Genomic DNA, 25,868 nt, shown 5'->3' on the forward strand with positions numbered 1-25,868 from the left:
AAGATAAAAGCTTTTAGAGCAAGCTTCAGAGGTGTAAGAAACATCAGTTTCTTCCTTTTTAGACTAGCTAAAATTTATGCCTAAAACCAAAATCCCCCAGATTTTCCGCTTGATCCGTCAAAACCCTTTCGATAGCCGAGGATTTTCAGCGAATATTGTGGAATCCTGCCAAAAATAAAAAAGCGCCTAAACCTGTTGATTTAAGCGCTTTTAAGTCTTTTTGACTTTGTTTTTGGTGACTCAGCTGGGGCTCGAACCCAGGACCCCATCCTTAAAAGGGATGTGCTCTACCAGCTGAGCTACTGAGTCATCCTCGTTATGTGTAGCCCTTTTGTTTAAAGGCGCTGCAAAGGTAAAAACACAAAACTTATCTGCAAACTTTAGATTACATTTTTTGAAAAAAAGTCATCTCGGGTTATCAACAACCGATTGTTAAATGCGCCATTCAAGCCAAATCCAAAAAAAGCTTACTTTTGTGCTTTGCAATTTAAATCAATGAAAAACAAAGTAGTAATAATAACCGGTGCCTCATCTGGTATTGGAAAAGCGCTTGCCTTTGAATTTGCCTCCAAAGGTGCAAAATTAGTGTTGGCCGCCCGACGCCTCGATATGCTAGAGCAGTTAAAACAGGAAATCAACACCACCGAAGTGCTGATCCAACCAACCGACGTAAGTAAGGAGGACGATTGCCAGGCCCTAATCGAGCAAGCTGTCCGGCATTTTGGTCGGATTGACATTCTGGTTAACAATGCCGGCATTTCGATGCGGGCAATTTTCGAAGAGGTTGAACTGGATGTTCTGCGCAAACTCATGGATGTGAACTTTTGGGGAACAGTGTATTGTTCGAAATACGCGCTGCCTCATCTTTTAAAAACCAAAGGGTCGCTGGTGGGTATTATTTCCATCGCCGGCTATGTTGGACTTCCAGGCCGCACCGGATATTCGGCATCGAAATTTGCTATCCGTGGTTTTCTGGACACCATACGGATCGAGAACCTAAAGAAAGGGTTACACGTGTTGGTTGCGGCTCCCGGATTCACAGCTTCCGAGGTTCGTAAAGCGGCATTAACCGCCAGCGGAAGCAATCAGGGAGAAACTCCTCGTAATGAAGATAAAATGATGTCGGCTGAAACTTGCGCCAAACACATTGTTCGGGCTGTTGAAAAACGCAAACGACAACTGATTCTGACTTTCATTGAGGGTAAAGTGACTGTTTTTCTTGGTAAATTTCTCCCCAAATTGCTCGACAGACTCACGTATAATCATATGGCCAAAGAGCCGGATTCGCCCTTTAAATAATTGATATGCTTATTCACAAAACAAAGCTCCGGGTTTACTACGAAGACACCGATAAAATGGGCGTAGTTTACTACGGAAATTATCCACGCTATTATGAAATAGGACGAACTGAATTAATCAGGAGTTTAGGTGTTTCGTATAAAGAAATGGAAGATTCTGGCATCATGCTTCCGGCCAGCAGCCTGAAAGTTAACTACATAAAGTCGGCTTACTACGATGACCTACTCACCATTGTCACGATAGTTGATAAAATACCCCAGGTGAAATTTCCGATCCGAACCGAAATATACAACGAGCAAGGAGAACTAATTAATGAAGGAGAAACTGTTTTGGCATTTTTTGATCGAAACACTGGTAAACCTTGTCGCGCACCAAAGTATTTTGTCGAAAAAATCGCTGGCTACTTTAAGCCGTGAAATGCTCAACCATTGTTAAAATCAAAGTAACAATCACCAAAACGACAATAATTACTCCTGCAACCTTATTAAACCACCACAGCACACGGAGATTAAATTTATGGCGAAATAAGCTTACAAGACCAGTTAGAGTCAACCACCAACTATTAGCCCCAAGAAACACCCCGGCAACCATAGCGAAAGCCAATGAAGGCTGATCCATCTGAAAAACAATTCCAGAACTGGCAAATACAGCCAAAAAAATAAAAACCACCATTGGGTTGGGAAAAGTAATCAGAAAGGTTGACAACAAATCCTGAAAATACGAACTGCCTTTTCGCCGGTATTTTCGCAAGTCGGTAACCGGGTCTTTAAAAAAGATATGAATTCCGAGAACCAGAACCATGATCGCACCGACAACCTGAAAAGTTAATTGATGCAGCCGAATAAAATCGATAATATAGGTTAGGCTAAAACCAGCCACGACTGCATAGATAGCATCCGAAATTGAGGCTCCCATCCCCGACAAAAAACCGCTGGTTCGGTTTTTATTCACTGTTCGCTGAATAATCAGGATCCCTATTGGTCCTAAGGGCACTGAAACAGCCAACCCGATTACAATTCCTTTTAAAAATAACGACAAAAACATCTTGCAAAAATAGCATAAAAGCACTTTAGCAAAAGCACCTCAGTCGAATTCATGGATTTTTTTACAAACACACCCCTACTGAAAATATAGTTTTTAAATTTGGTTCTCAATTGATACAAACCAATGATCATTAAACTTACGGCAATGAAAAAACTATCAATTTCACTCTTATTTATTTCAATCTTCGCAACCACTATGGCACAAGACTTTACACTCCCACTTTGGCCGAATGAAGCACCCAACAAAAATACCCCTCCAGGAGAGGAACGGTATTACGAAGAGCACGGAACCATGCGTTACGACAATATTTCAAAAGCTGAATTATTTGTTTACCAACCGGAAACCGCAAGAAATACCGGTGTTGCTGTAATTATCTGCCCCGGAGGTGGCTATCGGATTGAAGCAATTGACCATGAGGGGTTTCAAATAGCCGAATATTTAAAATCAAACGGAATTACGGCTATTGTATTGAAATACCGTCTTCCCTACGGCGACCCTCAGATTCCACTTACCGACGCTTTGCAATCCATTCGATTAGTTCGCTCAAAGGCCGCCGAATGGAATATCGATTCCAATAAAATTGGCATTGCCGGATCGTCTGCCGGCGGTCATCTGGCTTCAACTGCCGGAACACATTTCACCATGGGAGACCCCAACACCAGTGACCAATTGTTGAAACAGAGCAGCCGCCCCGATTTTATGCTCCTTCTTTATCCGGTTATCAGTTTTGACGAAAAAATCGGGCATATGGGATCACGGATAAACTTAATTGGCCAAACAAACAACTGGGATTTGGCTTCGAAATACTCTAACGAATTGCAGGTGACTAAAAATACTCCACCGACATTTCTTGTCCTGGCCGACGATGACGGAGCAGTTCCTCCGGAAAATTCAATTCGTTTTTATATGGCGTTGAAAGAATTTGGAATCCCTGCCGAGTTACACATTTTCGCCAAAGGAGGTCATGGTTTCGGGATGAAAAAGACAGATAAACCAGTTGATCAATGGCCCGGCTTATTTGTGCAGTGGCTTAAATCGATGCAACTAATCGAGTAATCAACCGATCAGACAGAACGAACAACCTATATAACATGCGCCGATCTCAAACTAGTTACCGGCTTTGCCACAGTTCTACCTGAAGGTTCATGGCCGACCTGACCGCACATTGCGGCGCTTCAGTAAGCCAGCTTGAAGTCATATAAATCGTTTAACCAACATTGGCGATATCTGCGATTTATCATCCTGTGATCCCTCGAAAGATTCTATCTTTGACCGTATTCACCGATAGACCTGAAGCAGATTCACTCCGATGATTAATCTGTATTCAGGTCTGCCCTAAAAATTCCGGAATCTATGAATTTGAAGAATAATCCGGTCGATCTGCTTCATTTTTGCCCCAAATGCGGATCGGCTAATTTTGCCACTACCGGGCCTCGTTCCAAACATTGCGGAAACTGCTCCTTCAACTATTTCTTTAATACTTCGGCGGCAGCCAGTGCGCTTGTATTCGACGAAAAAGGTCGGTTGATGTTGACACGTCGGGCGATTAATCCCCACAAAGGGAAACTTGATCTTCCCGGAGGCTTTGTTGAGTATTACGAGACTGCCGAGGAGGCAATTACACGAGAGTTACACGAGGAGCTAGGCGCAGAAGTTGCAGAAATAAATTATTTCGGCACCTTCCCAAACCAGTATGAATTCTCGGGCATGATCGTCCATACCCTCGACTCAACCTTTGTTATCAAGTTAAAAACGTTCGATAATTTGATTCCACAGGACGATATCTCCGCCATTGAGTTTCACGATCCGGCAACAATTGAATTGGATGAAATTCCCTTCAACTCGATACGGAATACAATTACTTTGCTACAGAAAACCAAGAAATAGAAACACCATGAAATCGATGATTCAAAACCGACTAGCCAACCTCCGGGCCGAAATGAAAAAACTCAACCTCGATGCCTGGTACCTTTCGGGAACCGATCCGCATCAGAGTGAGTACCTGCCCGACTATTGGCAGATACGTTCATTCATTAGTGGATTTAACGGTTCGGCCGGCTACATGATGGTAACTTTGGATGATGCCGCTTTGTGGACCGACTCTCGGTATTTTTTGCAAGCCAACGAGCAATTGAGTGAAACAGGGATCCGGTTAATGAAACTTAGAGTTGAAGGCACTCCCACCCCGGCAGACTGGCTTAAATCAGTCGCAAAAGAGGGAGCAATTGTTGGCACCGATGCGACTTGTTTGTCTGTGAACCAATTTCGAAACCTCAACCAAAGTCTGGCTCCCCACAATCTGCATCTGAAAGATTGCGGCGACTTAATGGATCTCATCTGGACCGATCGCCCAGTGCTGCCCCCCAACCCTATTTTTGAACACGAGGTAAAATACACAGGACAAAGTCGCCAGGATAAAATTGAAGCAATCCGGGCAAAAATGATTGAATCCGGAGCTCAATCCATCCTACTAACCGCGCTCGACGACATTGCCTGGACTTTCAACCTAAGAGGCAGCGATATCTCCTACAATCCGGTTTTTATGGCCTTTGCACTTGTTACCACGAATGACATTCAACTCTACCTAAACTGCGATAAAATTCCGGATAACCTGCAGAAAAAACTGATGAGCGAAGGAATTAAATTGAGCCGTTATTCGCAGATCTATATCGACCTCTGCTCAATTTCAGGCAAAATACTTATCGACCCGGATCGTACCAACCAGGCGTTAAAAGAAGCAATTTCGCCCGATGCCAGTATTGCGATGCAACTCTCAACGGCCACCATTTTAAAAGCAAAAAAATCCGACCATGAGCTGGAGATGATCAAAATTGCAATGCACAAAGATGGTGTCGCGATGGTAAAATTTCTGCATTGGTTGAAGCAAACGGTCGGCAAAAAAACCGTCACAGAGTATGATGTACTGCTGAAACTCGAAGAATTCCGTTCGCAGCAAACCGGTTTTATGGGCAGCAGCTTTTATGCAATAGTAGGCTACAACGAAAACGGAGCAATTGTACACCGATCAGTAACGCCCGAAACAGCAGTTCAGATTGAAGCCAGCGGAATTTTACTTTTTGATTCGGGAGGACAGTATCCCGAAGGAACAACCGATATCACCAGAACTGTTTGCTTAAGTACTCCCACCGAACTGGCCAAAGAAGACTTCACTTTAGTATTGAAAGGTACAATCGGACTGGCCGAATTGAAATTCCCGGCTAATACTCCAGGATGTAACATTGATTTAGCTGCCCGGCAAGCATTATGGCAAACGGGGCGAAATTACGGGCATGGCACCGGACACGGTATTGGCTTTTTCCTAAATGTGCACGAAGGCCCCATGGGCATCCGCCAGGAATATAACGAGCGGGTTATTGAGCCGGGCATGGTTCTGTCGGACGAACCTGCATTTTACCGCGAAGGGCATTATGGAATTCGGATTGAGAACGTAATTGCCTGCAAAGAATGGCAAATCACTGAATATGGTCGCTTTCTTCAGTTTGAAACCCTAACACTCTGTCCAATCGATACAGGTCTGATTGAGAAAAAATTGATGTCAGCGACTGAAATCGATTGGCTAAACCGTTATCATCAACGTTGCTACAACGAGCTTTCGCCCGCTCTAAATGAAGACGAAAAAGCATTCTTAAAAGAAATTACCAACGCCATATAGAAATGAGTTTTTATTCCGATGGGAGAATCGATCCCCGACTGAAGAAATAGATTAAAACACAAAGAGGCTGTCCCAATGAGACAGCCTCTTCAATATATTATCAAATTATCGTGCTATTCGTTCATCGAAATCAGGAATTCCTCAATCGAGCTGGTTTTCATGATTCGGGTTTTGATGAATTCCATTGCTTCCATCGAATTCATGTCAGCCAGATAGTTTCTCAAAATCCAAATTTTGTCCATAATTGGCTTCGGCAACAACATATCTTCGCGACGTGTACTTGAAGAAACGATATCCACAGCCGGGAAAATCCGCTTGTTAGACAATTTCCGGTCTAACTGAAGTTCCATATTACCGGTTCCCTTAAATTCTTCGAAAATTACATCATCCATTTTCGATCCGGTTTCAGTTAATGCTGTTGCAAGGATCGTTAATGATCCACCTTCTTCAATATTACGTGCAGCACCAAAGAAACGCTTCGGTTTGTGCAACGCGTTGGCATCAACCCCTCCCGAAAGTACTTTACCCGATGCTGGCGCTACCGTATTGTACGCACGTGCCAAACGAGTGATTGAATCCAATAAGATTACAACATCATGGCCACATTCCACCAAACGTTTTGCCTTTTCCAGCACCATTCCGGCTACACGAACATGGCGATCGGCAGGTTCATCAAATGTGGAGGAAATAACCTCTGCGTTTACACTTCGTGCCATATCAGTCACCTCTTCCGGACGTTCATCAATCAGCAAAACAATCATGTAAACCTCGGGGTGATTTGCCGCAATAGCATTCGCTATTTCCTTCAGCAACATTGTTTTACCGGTCTTGGGCTGAGCAACGATCAATCCACGTTGTCCCTTACCAATTGGTGAAAACAAATCGACAACACGAGTTGAAAGATTATCGTGACCGTTTCCGGTTAGGTTGAATTTCTTATTTGGGAACAGCGGAGTCAAGTGATCAAACGGAACACGGTCGCGAATATAATCCGGTGTGCGACCATTGATCGACAATACTTTGATCAACGGAAAATATTTCTCGCCTTCCTTTGGTGGGCGAATTGTTCCGCTAACGGTATCTCCGGTTTTCAGTCCAAACAGCTTGATCTGCGACTGTGAAACATAAATATCATCCGGGGAGTTCAAATAATTATAATCACTTGAACGGAGGAATCCATACCCATCGGGCATAATTTCTAAAACTCCGGCATTGGTGATTATTCCTTCAAACTCATAAGCCTTCTCGCTTTGTTTCGATTTTGGCCCGGATTGACTGTCTCGTTGATTATCCCACTTCTGGTGAGGCTTATTTTTTTGGCGCGGATCCTGCTTGTTGTCTTTCTGAAAATCGCGCGTAAATTCTTTTTTCTTTTCCTTCGGTGTATCTTGATTTGCAGAAGTTTCCGGCGCCGGTGTGTTCTCTGTTTTCGCCTTTTCTTTCGGGCTATCAACTGGCTGGTCAACCTGATTTGCTTCTTCTTTCTCAGCATCTGCATTTTCCGAGGCCGTGTCTGGACTCTTTTGCTTTTGTTTCTTCGCGAAATCAAAAGCTGAAGCTGCTTTAATTACAACAGCTGTCCGACGACGCTTTTTGGGTTGTTCGTCCGTATCTTCCAGCTTTGGTTCACCTTCAGATTTCGAATTCTGTTTAACATTAACAGCGGGTGCATTTTTAGAAGCCGGAGTCCGCTCCCGTGGTGATTCAGATTTTTTTTCAGAGGCAAGAATAGCCTGTGTGTCTAGAATTTTATAGATGAGATCCTGCTTTTTAAAGGACTCAACCTTTTTGATTTTAAGCTCTTTGGCTATTTCCCGCAAGTCAGGAAGCAACTTTCTGCTTAATTCAATAATATCGTACATATTTTGAAAATTAATTTACAACCCAAAAAGTTATCTGGAGAAGTATGTGAAATAAGGATTAAGACTTTGGATTTTTAGATTCTTGCGAATTATTCTGCAATTATAACTAATAAGTAAATAAAAGCCAAAAAAATAGCACTTTTTAATTGCAGGTCAAATTTGGCACCGTACACTGTCATTATCAGCAACAAAACAGCCCTGTTTTTGTTCGTTCATGTGCTCAAAGAGAAGTTTCATCACAAAAAAAGGCACATTCATAAAAATCCCCCATTCAAATTCCAATATGTAGTTCTTATTGGCTAATTTCGCCCCTGTAAACAATAGTCGTGTAAATTGGTTTAACTACTATACTGTTTTTTTTTAAAAGTATTCACTAACAAACTCGTAACCCAAATGAGGCAGCTTAAGATAACAAAACAGGTAACGAATAGAGAGACACTATCCCTGGACAAATATCTCCATGAAATCGGCAAAGTAGAGCTTCTGAGTGCCGACAAAGAAGTTGAGTTAGCGAAACGGATTAAAAAAGGAGATCGAAAAGCCCTTGAAGAGCTTATAAAAGCAAATTTAAGATTTGTCGTTTCGGTTTCCAAACAATATCAGAATCAAGGATTGAGTTTGCCCGATTTAATTAACGAGGGAAACTTGGGATTGATTAAAGCAGCCCAGCGATTTGATGAAACAAGAGGATTTAAATTTATCTCCTATGCTGTTTGGTGGATTCGCCAATCAATTTTACAGGCACTGGCAGAACAGGCACGAATTGTTCGATTGCCGTTAAACAAAATCGGATCAATCAACAAAATCAATCGTACTTTCTCCAAACTTGAACAGGAATTTCAGCGTGAACCAACAGCTGAAGAGGTTGCGACTATTCTGGAAACGTCATCAACAATGGTTGAAGAGGCCATGAAAGTTTCGAACCACCATGTTTCGATGGATGCTCCGCTACGCGATGAGGATGACAACAGCCTTTATGATGTGATGCTTAATGATGAGTCGCCCAGTCCAGATGATGGCTTGATTACAAACTCGCTTCGGAAAGAAATCGAACGGACACTTTCAACCTTGAGTGAACGCGAATCTGAGATTATTAAATACTATTTTGGACTGAATGGTTACCGGCAACACACTCTTGAAGAGATTGGTGATGTTTTCAACCTTACCCGGGAACGCGTTCGTCAAATCAAGGAGAAATCGATTAAAAAATTGAAAAATAATTATCGGAACCGTCTGTTAAAAGCGTATCTCGGGCAATAAAAACGGAGCAAATTTTCGGTGAACCTTTTCCCTTTTGGATCTAAAAAATTACTTTTGGATCAAATTCTCATCTATGTCAGAAATCATTATCGCGCCCTCAATCTTATCGGCTGATTTTAATCAGCTTGGAAAAGACATCGAAATGCTGAACGCCAGCGAAGCCGGGTACATCCATTGCGATGTTATGGATGGAGTATTTGTACCCAATATTTCATTTGGGTTGCCAATTATACAACACGTGAGCAAGGTTGCCACCAAACCGCTGGATGTTCATCTGATGATTGTCAATCCTGACCAGTACATCGATGGATTTAAAGATGCTGGAGCCGATATTCTGACCGTTCACTATGAAGCCTGCACCCACCTTCACCGTACAGTTCTAAAAATAAAAAGTACTGGAATGAAAGCCAGTGTTTGCCTCAATCCGCATACGCCCGTTCACCTGTTGGACGATATCATTATGGACCTTGATATGGTTTTATTGATGTCGGTTAACCCCGGATTTGGTGGTCAAAAATTCATCGAAAACACCTACGACAAGGTTCGTAAACTAAAGGAATTGATTGAGAAGAAAAATCCTTCGTGCCTGATTGAAGTAGACGGTGGTGTAAACTTTGAAACCGGCAAGAAACTGGTTGAAGCCGGAACAGATGTTTTGGTGGCAGGTAGTTTTGTATTTGGGTCCGCTTCTCCAATTGATACCATTAGCAAATTGAAACGGATTTAACTGTCCTTTTATTCAGGGTTGTTTGCCCGTTTTTACTGTCGGTAACTCACGCAAAGCACAATCAGAATCACAACCAGCACAATGAGAAGATGTCGCAGATGTTTTGCACTCCTTCCCTCTTAGTTTTGCGACTGTTTTATACAATCGAAACAAAGCAAGAAAAACAGCTCCGGTCAATATGATATAGGTCAATACTTCTTGTAACATTACTTTATAATAAGGTAATTGAAGTGAAAAGGTTCAGTTCAGGAAAGCAGCCAAGAGCTTACTATCAAGGTTAGATAGGCCATTCCCCACGCCAGCGCGGTGGTATAAACCATGGTAAAGACCGCCCAGAAGGTCTTCCCCGATTCATTTTTGATGGTAGCAATAACACCAATGCACGGAAAATAAATCAAAATGAACACCAGAAAAGCCAAAGCGACCGGCATTGAGATTACCGACTGACCAATTTTTTCACCCGATGCGTATTTTTCCATTCTCAGCTTTTCTCCAAGCGAAAGGGAACTGTCGTCGTCGACCTGATACAATACGCCCAATGTACTAACTACAATCTCCTTAGCTGGTAGTCCGGCCACCAGGCCGATACTCATTTTCCAGTCGAACCCCAACGGACGCATAACCGGCTCAATAAACTGCCCAATTTGCCCTAAATACGAGTTCTGCAAACGAACCGACTCCTGCTCAACCAGCAACCGGTTAATTTCCTCCTGTTGGTTGGTCACATCGCTGGTTTGCATCTGTGTAATTTTGCTCCCGATGGCTTCCGATTCCTCATTTTGCCGGGGGAAATAGCCCAACGCCCAAACAATCACAACCCCAACCAGAATAACTCCGGCAATCTTTCGCAAATATTGGTAACTCTTATCCCACATGTGTACCACGATGTTGCGAAAAGTTGGAATTCGATATGGTGGAAGTTCCAGAACAAAGGGAGTTTCCTTGTTGCGGAAAATGGTTTTATTGAATAGTTGCGCCACTAAGAAAGCCATCAAAATGCCTGCAAAATAAATTCCACCTAAAACAAGAGCCGGTGAATTGGGGAAGAAAGCCGAAATGAACAGCACATAAACCGGAAGACGTGCACTACAGGACATGAATGGAATGATCAGCATTGTAAGTAGTCGATCGCCCGGGTTACGCAATGTCCGGGTAGCCATTATGGCTGGAACATTACACCCAAACCCCATGACCATTGGAATGAAAGACCGCCCGTGAAGCCCGAAAAAGTGCATTACTTTATCCATAATAAAGGCCGCCCGAGCCATATAGCCGGAATCCTCCATTAATGAGATAAAGAAAAACAGAATGAGGATATTAGGTAGAAAAACCAGCACACTCCCGGTTCCGTCGATAATTCCGTTTGTGAGCAAATCACGCAACATACCAGGTTCCATAATATTGCTAACCGTGGTTCCTAAAAGAGAAACCAACTGCTCAATCCAGCTCATCGGATACGACCCCAAGCTAAAAGTGGCAAAAAAAGTTCCAAAAATTAATAGGATAAAAATCGGCATTCCCAGCACCGGATGAGTCAAAAATTTATCAATCCGTTCCGATTGGGATTCTTTCGTACTGATTCTTTGTTTATAGGTTTCCTTCAACGCCCCGGCAATAAAGCCGTATTTTGCATCCGTTATAATTGTCTCACTATCTTCATCATACAGGACTTCAATTCGAGAACACTCTTCTTTGGTTATACGTTTTATGTCCTCAAAGTTTTGGTATCTCGAGAGATTGAAAAGCGTTTCGTTATCCTTCTCCAGCAATTTGAGTGCTAAAAAACGAGATGAAATTTTATCGGTAATCGGCTTATCCTGCTTGATTGTTTCGCGAATCCGCCTGATCGATTTTTCAATCTCAATCCCATAATTGATATGAATATGGCGAACAATCGGATCACGATCCTCATACACATCAATCGCTTTTTGAAGTAGATCATCAACCCCTTTTCCTTTCGAACTAACGGTAGGAATAAACGGAATGCCGGTTAATTTCCCTAGCTTTTTATAGTCAAAAACATTGCGATTCCGAATCAATTCATCATACATATTCAAGGCACAAACAACCTTAATATCCATATCGATCAACTGGGTGGTTAAGAACAAGTTCCGCTCCAGATTCGACGAATCGATGACATTTAAAACAATATCCGGGGTTTCTTTCCAGATAAACTTGCGGACATAGATTTCTTCCGGTGAATATGCAGTCAACGAATAAGTACCGGGCAGGTCGACCAGATTAAATATGTAACCAAACTTTTTGAATGAAGCTTTCTTGGCGTCAACAGTCACTCCGCTGTAGTTCCCGACGTGCTCTTTCGATCCTGAAAGAAAATTGAACAGGGTGGTTTTACCGCAGTTTGGATTACCAACCAGCGCTACATTTATGACTTTTCCCTTTTCATTGATGTTCCGCTTTAGTTGCTCGCGATCAATGACCCCTTCATATTCCTGATGGTCTAACACATGAGCTTCATCTGTCGGAACCACTTCGATCAAATTAGCCTCCGAGCGACGCAGCGTAATGTTGTAATCGAGGATCTTAAACTCGATCGGACCTTTAAAAGGTGTATTTTTGATCACCTTCACTTCTTTCCCTTTAACAAATCCCATTTCTGTGATTCGCTTTCGGAACGACCCGTGCCCAAGGACTTTTGTAATTACAACCGATTCGCTATTTTTTACTTCAGAAAGTCTCACCCGTGTTTATCCTTACGCTAATTTGAATTAAATAAAAATAGTCTCGCAAAGATAATTGAGTTTTTAAAATAACTTTAAAAAAACACGAAAAGCCCATCAAGCTCTAACCATTCGTTTATATTTGCAGACATATACACGCCCTATGGAAGATAATAATAATCTTAAAAAGATTCAGGACGCCATCGAATCGCTCCCCGACAACTTCAGCATACTGGAGGAGCAGATTGATGTAGAGCTTCAAATGGAGTATTTTGAATTTACGAAAGACAAAACTAACAACCAGCCAATAGAGGACTTTGCAGAAGTGGAAAAAATGCTTTACGAAGCCGAAGCCACCGACGAAGCGAAAAAAAAGCTATTGGTTCGTTTGGCCGGGCACGATAAAGTTGAGGCTTTCCGGATAATTGAGCGCTTTAAGGCTCAAGCAGAAGGAGTGCTTCGAAATTGGTCGATACTTGCCATTCAGGAAAGTAGGATGATCCTGCAAAGTTCACTACTGGACGAGCAACAGGTGTTTATTTCCACCGGTTTGGGGGGACGTGACCAAAAAATTCGCTACTTCATCACGCTGTTGCACCAGAATACAGAAGAGGAGTTTAGTGAAACGGAAAAAAAACTAATCGAAGATGAGTTTCAGTTTTTCCTCAAGAAAAGCGAAGGCGAACTGGAGGAGATGAACTTTGTCAACGGATTTGCCATGGGACTTTTTCTTTTTCCACTCAAGAATAACCTACAAGATATTTTCAGGTCATTCATTGAAGAATGCAACCAATACGGCAATTTCCTTCGCGAAGATGTGATCATCACCAATGTAAAGAAACTCAACATCGAAGAAATAAAGGGCTTTTTAAGCCAGGAACAAAAAGAAGAAACAGACGAAAATGACACAGAACAAGATTAATCTGGCCTTACAGGTATTACCGCAGGCCGAAGGAAAGAATAGTTACGATTTAGTCGATACCGCGATTGCAGAAATCGAAAAATCAGGGTTGAAATACAAAGTATGCCCGTTCGAGACTGTAATTGAAGGAAACTATGATGAAGTTATGGCATTGGTTAAGCGAGTACACGAAGTTTTAGAAAAAAACGGCACACAAAAACTGATGACTTACATCAAAATACAGACTGTGTTTCAGGAAGATGTGACAATCAACGACAAAATGCACAAATACGAATAAAAAAAATATCCTGATTTTATTTGCTTCTTAAACATTTAAAATACTATATTTGCACCGCATTTAACAAATGGCTTCGTAGCTTAATGGATAGAGCATCTGACTACGGATCAGAAGGTTGCAGGTTCGAGTCTTGCCGAGGTCACAAAAAAAGGTTGTCAATTTTGACAACCTTTTTTTGTCGGATAAAGCCGGGAAAACAGCCGTCAAAAAAATCCAAAAACCACGAAAAACTTTTCAGAAATAATTTGCGTAAATAAATCTAGAATTACTATATTTGCAGCTCGATTAACGAATGGCTCCGTAGCTTAATGGATAGAGCATCTGACTACGGATCAGAAGGTTGCAGGTTCGAGTCTTGCCGGGGTCACAAAGGGGTATCAGTCAACTGATACCCCTTTTCGTTTCCATTGAGTTACATCCGACTCAGCCTATTTTTAATTACGTCCACTGAAAAGTGTACTTCCAGCACATGTTCTCTCTTAATTTAAACCGTGTTAACACATTTTCATCCAGATAAAATCGTATTTCAACAACACTTTTATCCAGAAAAACTAATCGGCATTAACTAAATCAGGAGCAAACAAGCTCTCCCAAATGCATTAATTCTGGTATCAAATGGTTCTAATTTTGTACCGGTGGGGTCACATACAAAAACAAAGCACTGAAAGACAAATTCTTTCGGTGCTTTGTTTTTATAATACGATCCAAATAGCAATCAACATCTCTTGCCACCGGGCTGACTTCAATAGGCTTGAATTCCCCCCTGTACTTCATCGTTATCGTGTGGCTTCCAACTAAACTATTTGAGCTGTTTGCCGCCGGGGCATCCATTCAAAATAATAAAAATATTTGGCATTACTGTAGCCTACAGAATCAAGGTCTGAATGGAATGGGCCGGGCTTTTGAGTTCCGCAGCTCGTCCTTCAATCCAGATGTGATACGATAATTCCTCATCTCCGGCATTCATTACAACGACAGCTAAGCTACCATCAGGATTTTCAAAAGCAGTGGCCTCCAGCACTTCGCGACTAGTTGAACAACTAATTCGCCGCGCTCCGGCTTGTATAAACTTGGAAAAATGGCCGATATAGTAATAGCTGTTAGTGAATATTAGCTCTCCTTTTTGCGTATCGGCATGCACCGGAGCAAAGCAGAAATTGCCTACGTGGTTAGGTCCTCCGTTTTCATCGAGTAGAATATTCCAGTCGGTCCAGGCAACGGTTCCGGCATTAAAATCGTGAATCATGGAATGTCCGTAGCGTTCTCCGAGCGCCCAATTGGTAATCCGATCCATGCCAAAACGTTCCACACAACCTTCGGTAAACACTAAATTGATATCCGGAAATGATTCCTGCACCCGTTTTAGGTTGTCAAACTGCATTCCGCCGCCGGTCCATGGTTCATACCAATGGAAACCAACTCCCCACACATATTTGGCTGCTTCAGGGTCGTTCAACATTGTTGATGCGCGCTGATAAATCAAATCGCGATTATGATCCCAAACAATGAGTTTCTTTTCCCCCATTCCGGCCTGCGCCAAAGTTGGACCGAGATTGTTTTTCACAAAGTCGCGTTCTTCGGTATCTGAATACACACACGACTCCCAAATCTGAACGGCCATTGGTTCATTTTGCACCGACAAGCCCCAAACGGGGATTCCTTCAGCTTCATAAGCTTCAATGAATTTCACGTAGTGATTAGCCCATGATTGCTTGTACTGTTCCAATAGGTGTCCGCCATGCAACCGGTCATTATTATCTTTCATCCACGCTGGTGGACTCCAGGGGCTAACGAACATTTTAAGGGAACCTCCGGCTGCTTGAATAGCTTGTTTTATGAAGGGTATTCGGTATGTCCGATCGTGATCGATACTAAACGTTGCCAGTGCGGAATCACCTTCAGCAATATAATCATAGCTTGCACTCGAGAAGTCGCAACTGGCAATGTGAGTCCGGCTAAAATTATATCCGATCCCTTTATCGGCATCGTAATAAGCGGTGAGAAACTCCTGTTGCTTTTCGGTAGGCAACTTGGCAAAAACCTCGGCTGCAGCATCGGTAAAAGCTCCACCAATGCCAACAAAGGTTTGAAACTTGTGGGTTGGGTCGATGAAAACGCAGGGTTGAATTTCAGTTGGCTGTCCAAAATCGACGAGCTGATATTCCCCTTTTTGGACTAAACGATCATCCGAATTCTCAGCGGTTTGATAAACCACAACTTTCTCGGGGATCTTAACAACCTGAATAGTTTCAGTTTGCACTTCCTGTGGCTTTGGCTGGCAAGCCAGAAACACCAATGCGGTGCCCCACACTAACGGTTCAATGTATTTCATAGGTTTTCTTATTTGAATCTCAATAAAAAAGATACAGCCCTGCGAGAACGCGAGGGCTGTATGTATTATTTCAACTTATAAATCTGATTAAGAACGATTTAGTAGCCCGGATTCTGATCTTCCGCGTCTATTCCGTTGTTCGCAATAATTTCGTTTTGAGGAATTGGGAATAATTCATGTTTGCCGGTTTGGAAACCCAAACTACCCAATTCCTGAGCAGCCAATCCCCAGCGCACCAAATCCCAGTAACGACTGCCTTCGAAAGCCAACTCAAGTTGACGTTCTTTCACAATAACTGCAAACACATCATCCGAAGTAGAAACAGCTGGCATTTCAGCACGAGTACGAACTTTGTTCAATTCGATTACGGCCTTTCCGTCCTGATTGTCGAAATGATATGCTTCAGCGGCCATCAACAAAACATCGGCATAGCGTAGCAATCGCCAGTTTGTTGAGTAGTTCAATTCCGCAATCCCCTTGTCGCCGGTTTCAGTTGAACGGGTCACATATTTCATGCGCATATATCCTTCATAATCGTGTGCATTCGGATCTTTGATAGCACCACCAGAGGCGATAAAATCAGCAGCTGACAAAACAGTTGCAGCACCACGCACGTCATCTTCTTCATCCTCAAATGCTTGGCCGATTTTAGCTGATGGCATATTAAATCCCCAACCATTGATGATTGGCAGGGTGCAATTGGTCAAATCAAACAAGTCGCTACGAGGCCCCTGTAACTGTACTTCAATGTTACTTTCGTTACCACCTCCCCAAGGGAAAGTACCCCAGTCGTATACACTATTAGAGGTATACGAAATTTCGAACAGGGATTCTACTCCGAATTCAGTTGATTTTGACCAAACATCGGCAAAATCGGGAACCAAATCATATTCGCCACTGCTGATTACAGCTGACAGCTGAGTTATTGCTTCGCTGTATCTTTCTTGATACAGATAAGCTTTGCCTAAAAATGCCTGCGCTGTTCCTTTTGAGAAGCGGAATTTTTCATTTTCAGAATAAGCACTTTTCAATGGCAGATCAAGAATCGCCTCTGTAAGATCCTGTTCTATTTGATCATAAATTTCAGCTGCAGTAGCGCGTGGTTTATGGTATTCAGCTTCTCCTACCGGGTTAACCGTCATTAATGGCACACCACCAAACAGGGTAACCAACTCCAAATAGCAGTAAGCCCGAATGGCTTTTGCCTCGGCAATAATCTCCACTTTGGCGTCGGAGTCACCTTCTACCCGATCAATAACGGTGTTAGCACGGTTTATTGTGCGGTAAAAGTTCGTGTAAATCAGCTCTAACTTTGCATTATCAGTTTGAATGGCAAAATCGTCGATGTTTTGGTAACCTGTTTGGTCTCCTTCACTTGAACCCGCTAAACAGTCGTCAGCCGGTAGGTTTTTAATGAAGAATACGCTTGCCCAACTACCATTCGAGAAATTATGCTGCATGGTGTTGTACACACCAATCAAGGCCGTTTTCGCTTCGTCGTCGGTTTTCAAATAGGTTTCGCTGGTTAAAGCACCTTTAGGAGAAACCTCCAAAAAGCTTTCGCTGCAGGAGACGCATGCTAATAGTGAAAGTCCTGCAATTATCTTATAGTGTTTTATGAATTTCATTGTTCAGTAATTTTTGATTAAAAATTAAGAGAGAAACCAAATAATATTTTACCAGAGATCGGATAAATACCGCGATCAACCCCTTGACGGTTGTCGGTAGAACTACCGGCTTCAGGATCCAATCCTTCGTATTTGGTGAAGGTGAAATAATCATCAACAGATACAAATACGCGTGCACGATCTACTTTTACTGATTCGGTTAATGATTTTGGTAAGGTATAGCCCAATTGGATTTGTTTGATCCGCAGGTACGATCCATCGGAAATCATCAAGTCGCTGCGATAAATGTAGTCGCTGGTATTATTGGCAGCCGGACGGCTGGCATTGATATTATTTGCGGTCCAACGATCTTCGAACATAAACAGTGGTTTATTGGAGAATGGACGATCGGAACGAAACCATCCCATAAACACATCGTTCCCCTGGGTTCCTTGCAGGAATAAATTGAAATCAAAACCTTCGTAAGAACAGTTCAAAGTAGCTCCGTAAAGGAAATCGGGATGTGGGTCACCGATATAGGTTTGGTCGGCAGCAGTAATCTCGGTGTCGCCATCAACATCAACCACAATTGGTGCTCCTGTTACCGGATCGATACCGCTGGTTTTGTAGCCTTTGAAGTACCAGATTGGATACCCTTCTTCAAACCAAGTCAAGTCGTGACCACGCAGGTTGTCACCTTTTACCGGAGAGTCAACTTTCAGATAAGTTACTTCATTGTCCAAAGTCGACAAGTTCAGGTTCACACTGTATTTAAATTTGCCAATATTATCCTGATAGCCGGCTTCGAAGTCAAATCCCTTATTCGTCACATCTCCACCATTCACGTACGGATAATCGTTACCAACCGACAATGGACCAGTTCCACTCACGATCAAATCGTTTGTCACCTTTTTATAGTAGTCTACCGAGAAATTCAGCTTACCACCAAGAGCACGTAAATCCAAACCAATATCGGTTTGTTGGGTACGTTCCCAGCGCAAATCAGGATTGATCAGGTTTTTAATTTCGCCACCACTAATAAAGGAGTCATCAGCATTCGATCCGGGATAGCGAATTCCTGTAAAATCCCATAATTCCTGATCTTCATTTCCACCCAGGTTGGCTTTGCTTCCGTTTTCACCCCAACTAGCGCGAAGTTTCAAATAATCGATTCCTTCAACATTGAAAAAATCTTCTTCGGAGATTACCCAACCTCCCGAAAATGCCGGGAATACAGCAGCCCGATTGGCAGCTGGGAACACACTTGCCGCATCACGACGAATGGAGAATTCGAACATATACTTCGATCTGAAATCGTACGAAAGACGTCCGAAATAGGAGTTCATGGTTTGATCGACAAAGGTACCACCGGTACGATCCAACTCATCGTCAGTTGTATATTCCTGATAAGCATAGTCGTCGCCTTCAGCAATCATCGGTCCTGAGTGCATGTAGTAATCCGGAGCCTGATATTGCTCTGCAGAATAACCTCCAAGTAAAGTAAATGAGTGGTCGGCAATACTATAGCTGTATGAAGCGAAGTTTTCCCACAACCAGGTGTACCATTTATTGATGGTATCGTCAACAGTTGTTGCTGAGTTCTGATTTTCTGACGAGAAGTAGTAAGTTGGATTCCAGCTATGTTGCGACTGATAAGTCAAATCCAAACCAACGCGAGAAGTAAACGAAAGTCCTTTCACCGGTTTAATGGTCGCATAGGCTGTCCCAAGAATTTTATCTTGCTCGATGGTGTTGTGGTAGGTATCCAGCAACGCTAATGGGTTTGCGGTTTCACCGGTTACATATTTCGCTAAACCGTAGTATTTACCTTCGTCATTTTTCAGGATGGTGTTACCGGCATCCAGCAGTGCCTGCACATTGTCTGGCGTACCATCGTATGTTACCGGAGTTAATGGATCAATCAGCAACGTGTTGTTTACCACACTACGATATTCGTCATCTTCACCGATATAGCGCTGATTTGAGTGGGAGAAACTTATGTTGTTTCCAACTTCTAACCATTCGTTCACACTGCTTTTAGCGTTGATACGAGCAGTATAGCGTTGGTATTTAGCTTTGTCGCCACCAACAATACCGTCTTGATTGAAATAAGAACCCGACAACATGTAGCTTGACTTGTCTGTTCCGGACGAATAGCTAATGTGATGTTTTTGCATCGGAGCTTCTTCCATAACTTCGTCCATCCAGTCGGTGTCCGTTCCATCCAGCGTCACTGTTCCGGCGCCAGATTCTTCCATCCATGTTTTATATTGAGCGGCGTTCATCAACTCCATATCACTGCGTGAACTTTGCAGGCCATATTGAAAATCGTAGGAAATTTTGGCCTTTTCACCTTTAGTTCCGGATTTGGTGGTGATAATGATAACCCCGTTAGCACCTTCAGTACCATAAATAGCGGCTGACGCAGCATCTTTCAACACTTCCATCGAACCGATGTCGGAAGGGTCGATGTTGTTGATATCGCCGGTTTTCATTCCGTCAACAATAAACAAAGGGTTTGAATTTCCGTTTGAGTTTACCCCGCGAATACGGATTTTTGTTGATACACCTGGTGACCCTGAAGTAGATAGTACAGAGACTCCGGCAGTGCGTCCCTGAATGGCCTGATCGGCACGAGACGCGGGAATGTTTTGTAAGTCTTCGGCTTTCACACTGGAAATTGCGCCAGTTACCAGGCTTTTCTTTTGGATACCGTAACCTACAGCAACAACTTCTTCCAAGCCAATGGTTTCTTCCGCTAAAACAGCATTAATAACAGATTGTCCGTTTACAGCGACCTCCACCATCTGCATTCCTACAAACGAAAACTGCAGAATGGCATCATCCGGAACATTGTTTAAGCTAAAGTTTCCGTCGAAATCGGTAATGGTTCCAATGGTGGTACCTTTAACGACAACGGTTGCTCCGGGAATTGGATCACCGTTGGAGGCTTTCACCGTTCCGCTAACAACGCCCACTTTTTGCACAAATTGTGCTGTCTCGTCCAGGTTTGTCAATACGATCTGCCGATCTTTGATGACATACTTCACTTTTGACGTTTCAAAAAGTTGGTCAAGAATATTCTCAATGCCTTGATTTTCGACATCGATACTCACCTTTCGGTTTACATCAATTAGGTCCTGGTTGTAAAGGAAATAGAAATCAGATTGATTTTCTATTGTGTTCAATACGTCTGCAAGACGCGTGTTTTTAAGGTTTATGGTCATCCGGGTTTGTTGAGAGTAACCCGTTACGGCTGACACCTGAAACATTCCAAATAGAATAAACAGAACAGATAGTCGCATAATTAGTAAGGTTTTTTTCAAGGCATACCAATCCCTGATTTTCTTAGATTTTTTCATAGATTTACAATTGTAGAGTTGTTAAAATTCACTGTAACGATTCTTCAATACAATCAGGGAAGTGGTACCAGCACTTTCCTGATTTTTCGATTAGGTCATTTTTGTTCAATAATAATTTTCTTCTTTACATATAGACTGTTTAAGTTTGATTTTCGTTCTTCGACCCGATATTGCATGGGCGTTGTCAGAGCAATCATTCGCAGTATTTCATCCAATTGCTCATCTTTAAATGTTGCTTTAAAATTGTAGGCTTTCAGTTGCTCATCGCGTATTTCAATGTCAACATTGTACCAGCGAGCCAATTTCGACATCACCACTTCGAGTGACTCGCCCCTGAATTGGAGCAATCCTTCTGTCCAGCGGGTGTAATCGGCTGCTTCCACATGACTAATTACAGCCCGGTTTTCCTTCCGATTGTATTCAAAACGTTCATCCGGCTTCATCAGGTATGATGCTTGCTCGTGCTGATCCAGAATCTGCACACTACCCTCCTGCAATACCACGCTTATTTTCTCATTGGCTTCATAAGCCGAAACATTGAACTGGGTTCCCAGCACCTGAACTGTAATTCCGGGTGTGCGAACTTTAAATTTTTCGCCATTTTGTTGCTTCACATGAAAAAACGCTTCACCAACCAGCTTTACTTCTCTATTTTGATGAAAATTGACCGGATAACTTATTTCCGATCCGCTATTCAGCCAGCCGGTTGAACCATCGGGTAAAACAAAGCTTGTACGGGCACCCTGGGGCGAAACAATGGTTGCCATGGCGTCTGTCGCCTGAGGTGTCGTTGCAGTAAACCAATAAATCGAGAACAACGTAATCGGGATTAGCAATACAGCGGCTATGCGCTGATAATAAGTTAACATTCTTCGTGTCGCGGATGGCTTCTGCGGTGAAATTGTCCGTTGTACCTGATTAATCAGAGATTTCATATTGGGAGATTTCATTTCTCCATATTCAGATAAACTTTCCCAATGTTCGTGCAAATGCTCACGCAGGAGTTCATCATCGTTCGCAAATGTGCTGTTCACCTGCTTATAATCGGTTCGGGAATAACTTCCCGATTCGTAATTTCTAAATGCTTCCGTATATTTTCTCTTTTCTGCCATCTCAATCTTCTGCGTGTTTCATTACACTCGTTATATCCGGAAAATTGAGATTCCCCTATTCGGTTTGAAAAAAAAATGAAAAAAATGTTCGGAAAAGTTAAAAGTAGGAAGTCTGCCGGTTAGTTTCTCAAAAAAAGGTAAAACAGATTGACCCCATCAGGCATTTCATCTTCAAAACGGCATTTCTGATATTTCATCGCCTTAGTAATCTGATTTTCAATCGTTTTAACCGATATCTCCATTTCTTCGGCAATTTGCTTCACTGCTTTTCCCTCCTTTTTTCGGGCGATAAAAATTTGCCTCCGTCGCTCGGGCATTTCTTCAATAAACAATTCTAGCTTTTGAATGACATTTTGATATCGCTGCTCAAAATCAATCGTATCACCATGCGAATCCAGCTCATCAACAACCTCGTGTTTATATGCTTCGGCCTTCGATCGCCGAAGAAATGCCTTCTTCACATCGTTAAAAGCTATTGTGAACAAATAAGATTGCAGCGACTTAACATCCCTTAGGGTAGAGCGGTTCTGCCAAATTTTCAGAAACACCTCCTGTACAATCTCTTCTGATTCGAGTTCGTTTTTTAAATAGGAGAAAGCAAAGCGATAGAGTTTATTGCTATACTGTTCACAAAGCCTTGTGAAGGCATCTGCATCGCCTTTGCGGATTAATGATATGTCAATGTGACGACTCACTGTTTCTAGATTTGAAGCTTCAAGATACCACAAAGAAATAAAAATATTGCTAACTAAACTTCAACAAACACGCAACGGGATGTCCGAAGACCTCTCAATCGCTCCCTAAGCTAAATGCCGATCTGGAGGCCAGATTATCGGAGCAGCAATGAGTTCGGATAGCAGGCGGCCGAAGTAATTCCCGGCAGTTTCTTTAGATCGAATTGGCTTTTGCAACAATTGGTGCGCAAACAAAAGGACTTAAAGAATGTTTTAATGGTAAATTTTTTGACAACTTTGCAGCCACAGATTTTACTGAAAGTTGAAGAAAGTATTAATCAAAAGTGTTTACATGTATCTTGAGAAAACGGAACTATTGGAAGTGAGTGAGACGAAAGCATTAAACCTGATCCTTGACGACTATTACCTGGCATACCTGAGCCGACAGTTGAGTTTACTGGGAAGAAGAGAAGTTCATAACGGCCGTGCGCACTTTGGAATTTTTGGCGATGGTAAAGAGCTAACACAAATTGCTTACGCGCGAACGTTTAGAAAGGGAGACTGGAGATCGGGCTACTACCGTGATCAAACGTTCATGCTCTATCTAGGTCTGTTACAACCGGAAGAATTTTTCGCCATGATCTACGGAGACACGGATTTCAATTACAACCCCTCCACTGGTGGCCGAAATTTCAACAACCATTTTAGTACCCGAAATATTAACGAACAAGGCGAAATTAAAGACTTGATGGAGCTTTACAACTCCGCTTCAGACATTTCGCCAACTGCCGGACAAATGCCGCGCCTGTTGGGGTTAGCGCAGGCGTCGAAAATTGTTCGCGAAAATCCGGAGCTAAAAAAATCACTAAACAACAATGTTGACGGGAACGAAGTAGCATTCGGATCAATTGGTGATGCAAGTACCTCTGAAGGAATGTTTTTCGAGACAATTAACGCGGCAGGAGTAATGGAAATCCCGATGGCTGTTGCTGTGTACGACGATGGCTATGGCATTAGTGTGCCAAAAGAGTTGCAAACCACAAAAGGCAGCATTTCCGAAATCCTAAAGGGATTCCGGAAAGAAAAAAATACAAATGGAATCAACATTCTTACTGCGAAAGGTTGGGACTATCCGCAACTAATTAAAACATTCGAGAAAGGAATTACCGATTGCCGGAAGACTCAAACTCCGGTCGTTTTCCATATTAACGAAATAACTCAACCACTCGGTCATTCAACCTCGGGATCGCACGAACGCTACAAAAGCAAAGAGCGCCTCCAGTGGGAAAAAGATTTTGACTGCCTGGTAAAATTTAAGCAATGGATTATTGAGTCGGGGAAAGCCGATGAAGCGACCTTGAAAAAGATTGAAAACCGGGCAGCAAAACGAGCGCGCGATGCCCGCGATCTGGCTTGGAAACATTACACCGAAAGTTATTCGGAAGAAACGGAAAACCTGCAGAAAATTATACTTCAGCTGAAAAGCAACAAGTTGAAACCAACCGACTACACGGACGACTTTGACGCGGTTAAAAACAAACTATTCCCAACCCGACGGGCTCTGTATAGTTTCGCCAAACGTCTGAAGTTTGAGTTGCACAGCATTTCCGAACTCAATGAGGAACGAAATCAACTGATCAACTGGCTGGAACGTTTTGAAAGTCGTACCACTAAATTTTACAATTGTCAGCTGTACCGCGAAGGACCAGACTCAACCTTAAACGTTGAAGCAGTTCCGGTTCAGGTTGATGCTGATGCTCCACTGGTAAATGGCTGCGAAGTTCTGAGCCACAATTTCGATGTATTGTTTGAAAAGTACCCCAATCTGGTCACCTTTGGCGAAGACACTGGCTTTATGGGCGATGTGAATCAGGGGATGAAAGGGATGCAGGAAAAATACGGCGTTCATCGCGTTTCAGATACCGGAATTCGTGAAACAACCATCATTGGACAGGGAATTGGATTAGCGCTGCGGGGCTTCCGTCCGATTGCCGAAATACAGTACCTCGATTACTTGATGTACGCCTTGCCAACGCTTAGCGACGACTTGGCCAGCATGCAGTTTCGCAGCATGGGAAAACAGGCAGCGCCTTTGATCGTTAGAACCCGCGGACACCAGTTGCAGGGAATTTGGCATGCCGGATCGCCCATGCAAATGATCTTGGGGGCAATGCGTGGTATCTTCCTGTGCGTTCCACGAAATATGACTCAAGCAGCGGGTTTTTACAATACGCTGCTTGAAGGAAATGATCCGGCACTGGTTATTGAACCATTAAAAGGGTACAATGTAAAAGAACAATTGCCTTCGAATATTGGCGAGTATAAAATTCCGTTGGGTGTACCGGAAATCATGAATGAAGGATCGGATGTCACTCTGGTTACTTATGCCTGGAATGTGCACCATGCGGAAAAAGCGGCTCAGTTACTAATGGAACTGAAAAACATTTCAGTTGAAGTAATTGACGTACAAACCTTGCTGCCTTTCGATGTCAACCACAGGATCGTAGAATCGATCAAAAAAACCAACAAAGTAATTTTTGTTGACGAGGATGTTCCGGGGGGCGCTTCGGCATACATGCTGCAAAAAGTGATGGAGGAACAAAAGGCTTTCAACTACCTGGATACTGCTCCGGTTACTTTACCTGCGGTGGAACATCGTCCCGGGTACGGAATTGATGGCGAATATTTCACAAAACCAAGTGTAGAACGGATTTTTGAAGCAGTTTATGCCATGATGCGTGAAACAAATACAAAAAAATACCCGCCACTCTACTAAAAAGTTCAGTGGTCAATAAAACAAAAGAGGTTGATCAGGTTTTGTTCCTGTCAACCTCTTTTATTTTTAAACAAGGCGGATGAAGATTATTCGTAAAAATCAAATATTTTCCTCTGAGAATACTTAACAAAGAACCGCCTTGTTTTATGTTGCAGTTTTAGCCTCATCTATCAGCACCTAACACACAAAATAAATAAAATACTTCTTTATCTTTTTCTCCACTTATTGACTAAACGTATATAATTTCCCTTTGTTCCAAT

Annotated in this window: 18 protein-coding genes and 3 tRNA genes; 12 read left to right on the forward strand and 9 right to left on the reverse strand. The window is 42.7% G+C overall.

From position 1 onward, the window contains the following. Window positions 1–233: 233 nt before the first annotated feature. Window positions 234–309, reverse strand: a tRNA-Lys gene (locus tag ABZD21_RS08200). Window positions 310–495: 186 nt separating this feature from the next. On the opposite strand from ABZD21_RS08200, the gene ABZD21_RS08205 reads away from it, so the two are divergent. Together ABZD21_RS08205 and ABZD21_RS08210 are read left to right on the forward strand one after the other, a co-directional pair. Then, window positions 496–1,299: an SDR family oxidoreductase gene (locus tag ABZD21_RS08205; protein ID WP_372774280.1), complete on the forward strand. Its 804-nt coding sequence runs from the start codon at window positions 496–498 to the stop codon at window positions 1,297–1,299. A gap of 5 nt (window positions 1,300–1,304) precedes the next feature. Beyond that, the gene (locus ABZD21_RS08210) at window positions 1,305–1,715 is read left to right on the forward strand and encodes an acyl-CoA thioesterase (RefSeq protein ID WP_372774282.1); all 411 of its coding nucleotides are present in this window, start codon (window positions 1,305–1,307) and stop codon (window positions 1,713–1,715) included. On the opposite strand, the gene ABZD21_RS08215 is transcribed toward ABZD21_RS08210, so the two are convergent. Then, on the reverse strand, window positions 1,705–2,343 hold the full coding sequence (locus ABZD21_RS08215; protein WP_372774284.1) for a LysE family translocator: 639 nt from the start codon (window positions 2,341–2,343) through the stop codon (window positions 1,705–1,707). The genes ABZD21_RS08210 and ABZD21_RS08215 overlap by 11 nt on opposite strands. Window positions 2,344–2,487: 144 nt before the next feature. On the opposite strand from ABZD21_RS08215, the gene ABZD21_RS08220 reads away from it, so the two are divergent. The 3 genes from ABZD21_RS08220 (at window position 2,488) to ABZD21_RS08230 (ending at window position 6,016) form a co-directional block, all read left to right on the forward strand. Continuing rightward, entirely contained in the window at window positions 2,488–3,399 is a 912-nt protein-coding gene (locus ABZD21_RS08220) for an alpha/beta hydrolase (protein WP_372774285.1), read from the forward strand. A gap of 297 nt (window positions 3,400–3,696) precedes the next feature. Next, window positions 3,697–4,230 (forward strand): NUDIX domain-containing protein, encoded by a 534-nt coding sequence (locus tag ABZD21_RS08225; RefSeq protein WP_372774287.1) that lies wholly within the window; start codon window positions 3,697–3,699, stop codon window positions 4,228–4,230. 7 nt (window positions 4,231–4,237) lie between these two features. Continuing rightward, on the forward strand, window positions 4,238–6,016 hold the full coding sequence (locus tag ABZD21_RS08230; protein WP_372774289.1) for an aminopeptidase P family protein: 1,779 nt from the start codon (window positions 4,238–4,240) through the stop codon (window positions 6,014–6,016). A 113-nt stretch (window positions 6,017–6,129) separates the two neighbouring features. On the opposite strand, the gene rho is transcribed toward ABZD21_RS08230, so the two are convergent. Beyond that, window positions 6,130–7,878, reverse strand: a complete 1,749-nt coding sequence (gene rho / locus ABZD21_RS08235) for a transcription termination factor Rho (RefSeq protein WP_372774291.1) — start codon at window positions 7,876–7,878, stop codon at window positions 6,130–6,132. Between the two features lie 393 nt (window positions 7,879–8,271). On the opposite strand from rho, the gene ABZD21_RS08240 reads away from it, so the two are divergent. Then, entirely contained in the window at window positions 8,272–9,138 is an 867-nt protein-coding gene (locus ABZD21_RS08240) for an RNA polymerase sigma factor RpoD/SigA (protein ID WP_372774293.1), read from the forward strand. A gap of 73 nt (window positions 9,139–9,211) precedes the next feature. Further along, window positions 9,212–9,865 carry a ribulose-phosphate 3-epimerase gene (gene rpe, locus ABZD21_RS08245; RefSeq protein ID WP_372774295.1) on the forward strand — a complete coding sequence of 218 codons (654 nt, stop codon included), beginning with the start codon at window positions 9,212–9,214 and terminating at the stop codon, window positions 9,863–9,865. A 245-nt stretch (window positions 9,866–10,110) separates the two neighbouring features. On the opposite strand, the gene feoB is transcribed toward rpe, so the two are convergent. Continuing rightward, entirely contained in the window at window positions 10,111–12,567 is a 2,457-nt protein-coding gene (feoB, locus tag ABZD21_RS08250; protein ID WP_372774297.1) for a ferrous iron transport protein B, read from the reverse strand. A 142-nt stretch (window positions 12,568–12,709) separates the two neighbouring features. On the opposite strand from feoB, the gene ABZD21_RS08255 reads away from it, so the two are divergent. The 4 genes from ABZD21_RS08255 to ABZD21_RS08270 all read left to right on the forward strand — a co-directional run bounded on the left by ABZD21_RS08255 (window position 12,710) and on the right by ABZD21_RS08270 (window position 14,112). Further along, window positions 12,710–13,468 carry a hypothetical protein gene (locus ABZD21_RS08255; RefSeq protein ID WP_372774298.1) on the forward strand — a complete coding sequence of 253 codons (759 nt, stop codon included), beginning with the start codon at window positions 12,710–12,712 and terminating at the stop codon, window positions 13,466–13,468. Continuing rightward, a complete protein-coding gene (locus tag ABZD21_RS08260; protein WP_372774300.1) occupies window positions 13,449–13,745 on the forward strand; it encodes an MTH1187 family thiamine-binding protein in 297 nt (98 codons plus the stop codon). Before ABZD21_RS08255 ends, ABZD21_RS08260 begins: the two co-directional genes overlap by 20 nt. A 69-nt stretch (window positions 13,746–13,814) precedes the next feature. After that, window positions 13,815–13,887, forward strand: a tRNA-Arg gene (locus tag ABZD21_RS08265). Window positions 13,888–14,039: 152 nt separating this feature from the next. Next, window positions 14,040–14,112 (forward strand) — tRNA-Arg (locus tag ABZD21_RS08270). 498 nt (window positions 14,113–14,610) lie between these two features. Here ABZD21_RS08270 and ABZD21_RS08275 read toward each other — a convergent pair. The 5 genes from ABZD21_RS08275 to ABZD21_RS08295 form a co-directional block, all read right to left on the reverse strand. Then, complete coding sequence (locus ABZD21_RS08275) at window positions 14,611–16,077, reverse strand: glycoside hydrolase family 30 beta sandwich domain-containing protein (protein ID WP_372774302.1); 1,467 nt, start codon at window positions 16,075–16,077, stop codon at window positions 14,611–14,613. A gap of 98 nt (window positions 16,078–16,175) precedes the next feature. After that, window positions 16,176–17,705, reverse strand: a complete 1,530-nt coding sequence (locus tag ABZD21_RS08280) for a RagB/SusD family nutrient uptake outer membrane protein (protein ID WP_372774304.1) — start codon at window positions 17,703–17,705, stop codon at window positions 16,176–16,178. A 17-nt stretch (window positions 17,706–17,722) separates the two neighbouring features. Continuing rightward, a complete protein-coding gene (locus ABZD21_RS08285; protein ID WP_372774306.1) occupies window positions 17,723–21,046 on the reverse strand; it encodes a TonB-dependent receptor in 3,324 nt (1,107 codons plus the stop codon). Window positions 21,047–21,141: 95 nt separating this feature from the next. Continuing rightward, the gene (locus ABZD21_RS08290) at window positions 21,142–22,158 is read right to left on the reverse strand and encodes a FecR family protein (protein WP_372774308.1); all 1,017 of its coding nucleotides are present in this window, start codon (window positions 22,156–22,158) and stop codon (window positions 21,142–21,144) included. A 119-nt stretch (window positions 22,159–22,277) separates the two neighbouring features. After that, on the reverse strand, window positions 22,278–22,853 hold the full coding sequence (locus ABZD21_RS08295; RefSeq protein WP_372774310.1) for an RNA polymerase sigma factor: 576 nt from the start codon (window positions 22,851–22,853) through the stop codon (window positions 22,278–22,280). 331 nt (window positions 22,854–23,184) lie between these two features. On the opposite strand from ABZD21_RS08295, the gene ABZD21_RS08300 reads away from it, so the two are divergent. Continuing rightward, window positions 23,185–25,608, forward strand: coding sequence for a thiamine pyrophosphate-dependent enzyme (locus ABZD21_RS08300; protein ID WP_372774312.1), 2,424 nt, complete (start codon window positions 23,185–23,187; stop codon window positions 25,606–25,608). The last annotated feature ends 260 nt before the right edge of the window (window positions 25,609–25,868 follow it).

It is taken from the genome of Mangrovibacterium sp. (assembly GCF_041596335.1).
GTDB lineage: Bacteria > Bacteroidota > Bacteroidia > Bacteroidales > Prolixibacteraceae > Mangrovibacterium.

Bases quoted from the DNA above. Each gene is read 5' to 3' on its own strand.
- rho (WP_372774291.1), bottom strand. From the start codon at position 7,878: ATGTACGATATTATTGAATTAAGCAGAAAGTTGCTTCCTGACTTGCGG.
- ABZD21_RS08220 (WP_372774285.1), top strand. From the start codon at position 2,488: ATGAAAAAACTATCAATTTCACTCTTATTTATTTCAATCTTCGCAACC.
- rpe (WP_372774295.1), top strand. From the start codon at position 9,212: ATGTCAGAAATCATTATCGCGCCCTCAATCTTATCGGCTGATTTTAAT.
- ABZD21_RS08260 (WP_372774300.1), top strand. From the start codon at position 13,449: ATGACACAGAACAAGATTAATCTGGCCTTACAGGTATTACCGCAGGCC.
- ABZD21_RS08230 (WP_372774289.1), top strand. From the start codon at position 4,238: ATGAAATCGATGATTCAAAACCGACTAGCCAACCTCCGGGCCGAAATG.
- ABZD21_RS08210 (WP_372774282.1), top strand. From the start codon at position 1,305: ATGCTTATTCACAAAACAAAGCTCCGGGTTTACTACGAAGACACCGAT.
- ABZD21_RS08290 (WP_372774308.1), bottom strand. From the start codon at position 22,158: ATGGCAGAAAAGAGAAAATATACGGAAGCATTTAGAAATTACGAATCG.
- ABZD21_RS08275 (WP_372774302.1), bottom strand. From the start codon at position 16,077: ATGAAATACATTGAACCGTTAGTGTGGGGCACCGCATTGGTGTTTCTG.
- ABZD21_RS08280 (WP_372774304.1), bottom strand. From the start codon at position 17,705: ATGAAATTCATAAAACACTATAAGATAATTGCAGGACTTTCACTATTA.
- ABZD21_RS08255 (WP_372774298.1), top strand. From the start codon at position 12,710: ATGGAAGATAATAATAATCTTAAAAAGATTCAGGACGCCATCGAATCG.
- ABZD21_RS08215 (WP_372774284.1), bottom strand. From the start codon at position 2,343: ATGTTTTTGTCGTTATTTTTAAAAGGAATTGTAATCGGGTTGGCTGTT.
- ABZD21_RS08285 (WP_372774306.1), bottom strand. From the start codon at position 21,046: ATGAAAAAATCTAAGAAAATCAGGGATTGGTATGCCTTGAAAAAAACC.
- ABZD21_RS08225 (WP_372774287.1), top strand. From the start codon at position 3,697: ATGAATTTGAAGAATAATCCGGTCGATCTGCTTCATTTTTGCCCCAAA.
- ABZD21_RS08240 (WP_372774293.1), top strand. From the start codon at position 8,272: ATGAGGCAGCTTAAGATAACAAAACAGGTAACGAATAGAGAGACACTA.
- ABZD21_RS08300 (WP_372774312.1), top strand. From the start codon at position 23,185: ATGTATCTTGAGAAAACGGAACTATTGGAAGTGAGTGAGACGAAAGCA.
- ABZD21_RS08205 (WP_372774280.1), top strand. From the start codon at position 496: ATGAAAAACAAAGTAGTAATAATAACCGGTGCCTCATCTGGTATTGGA.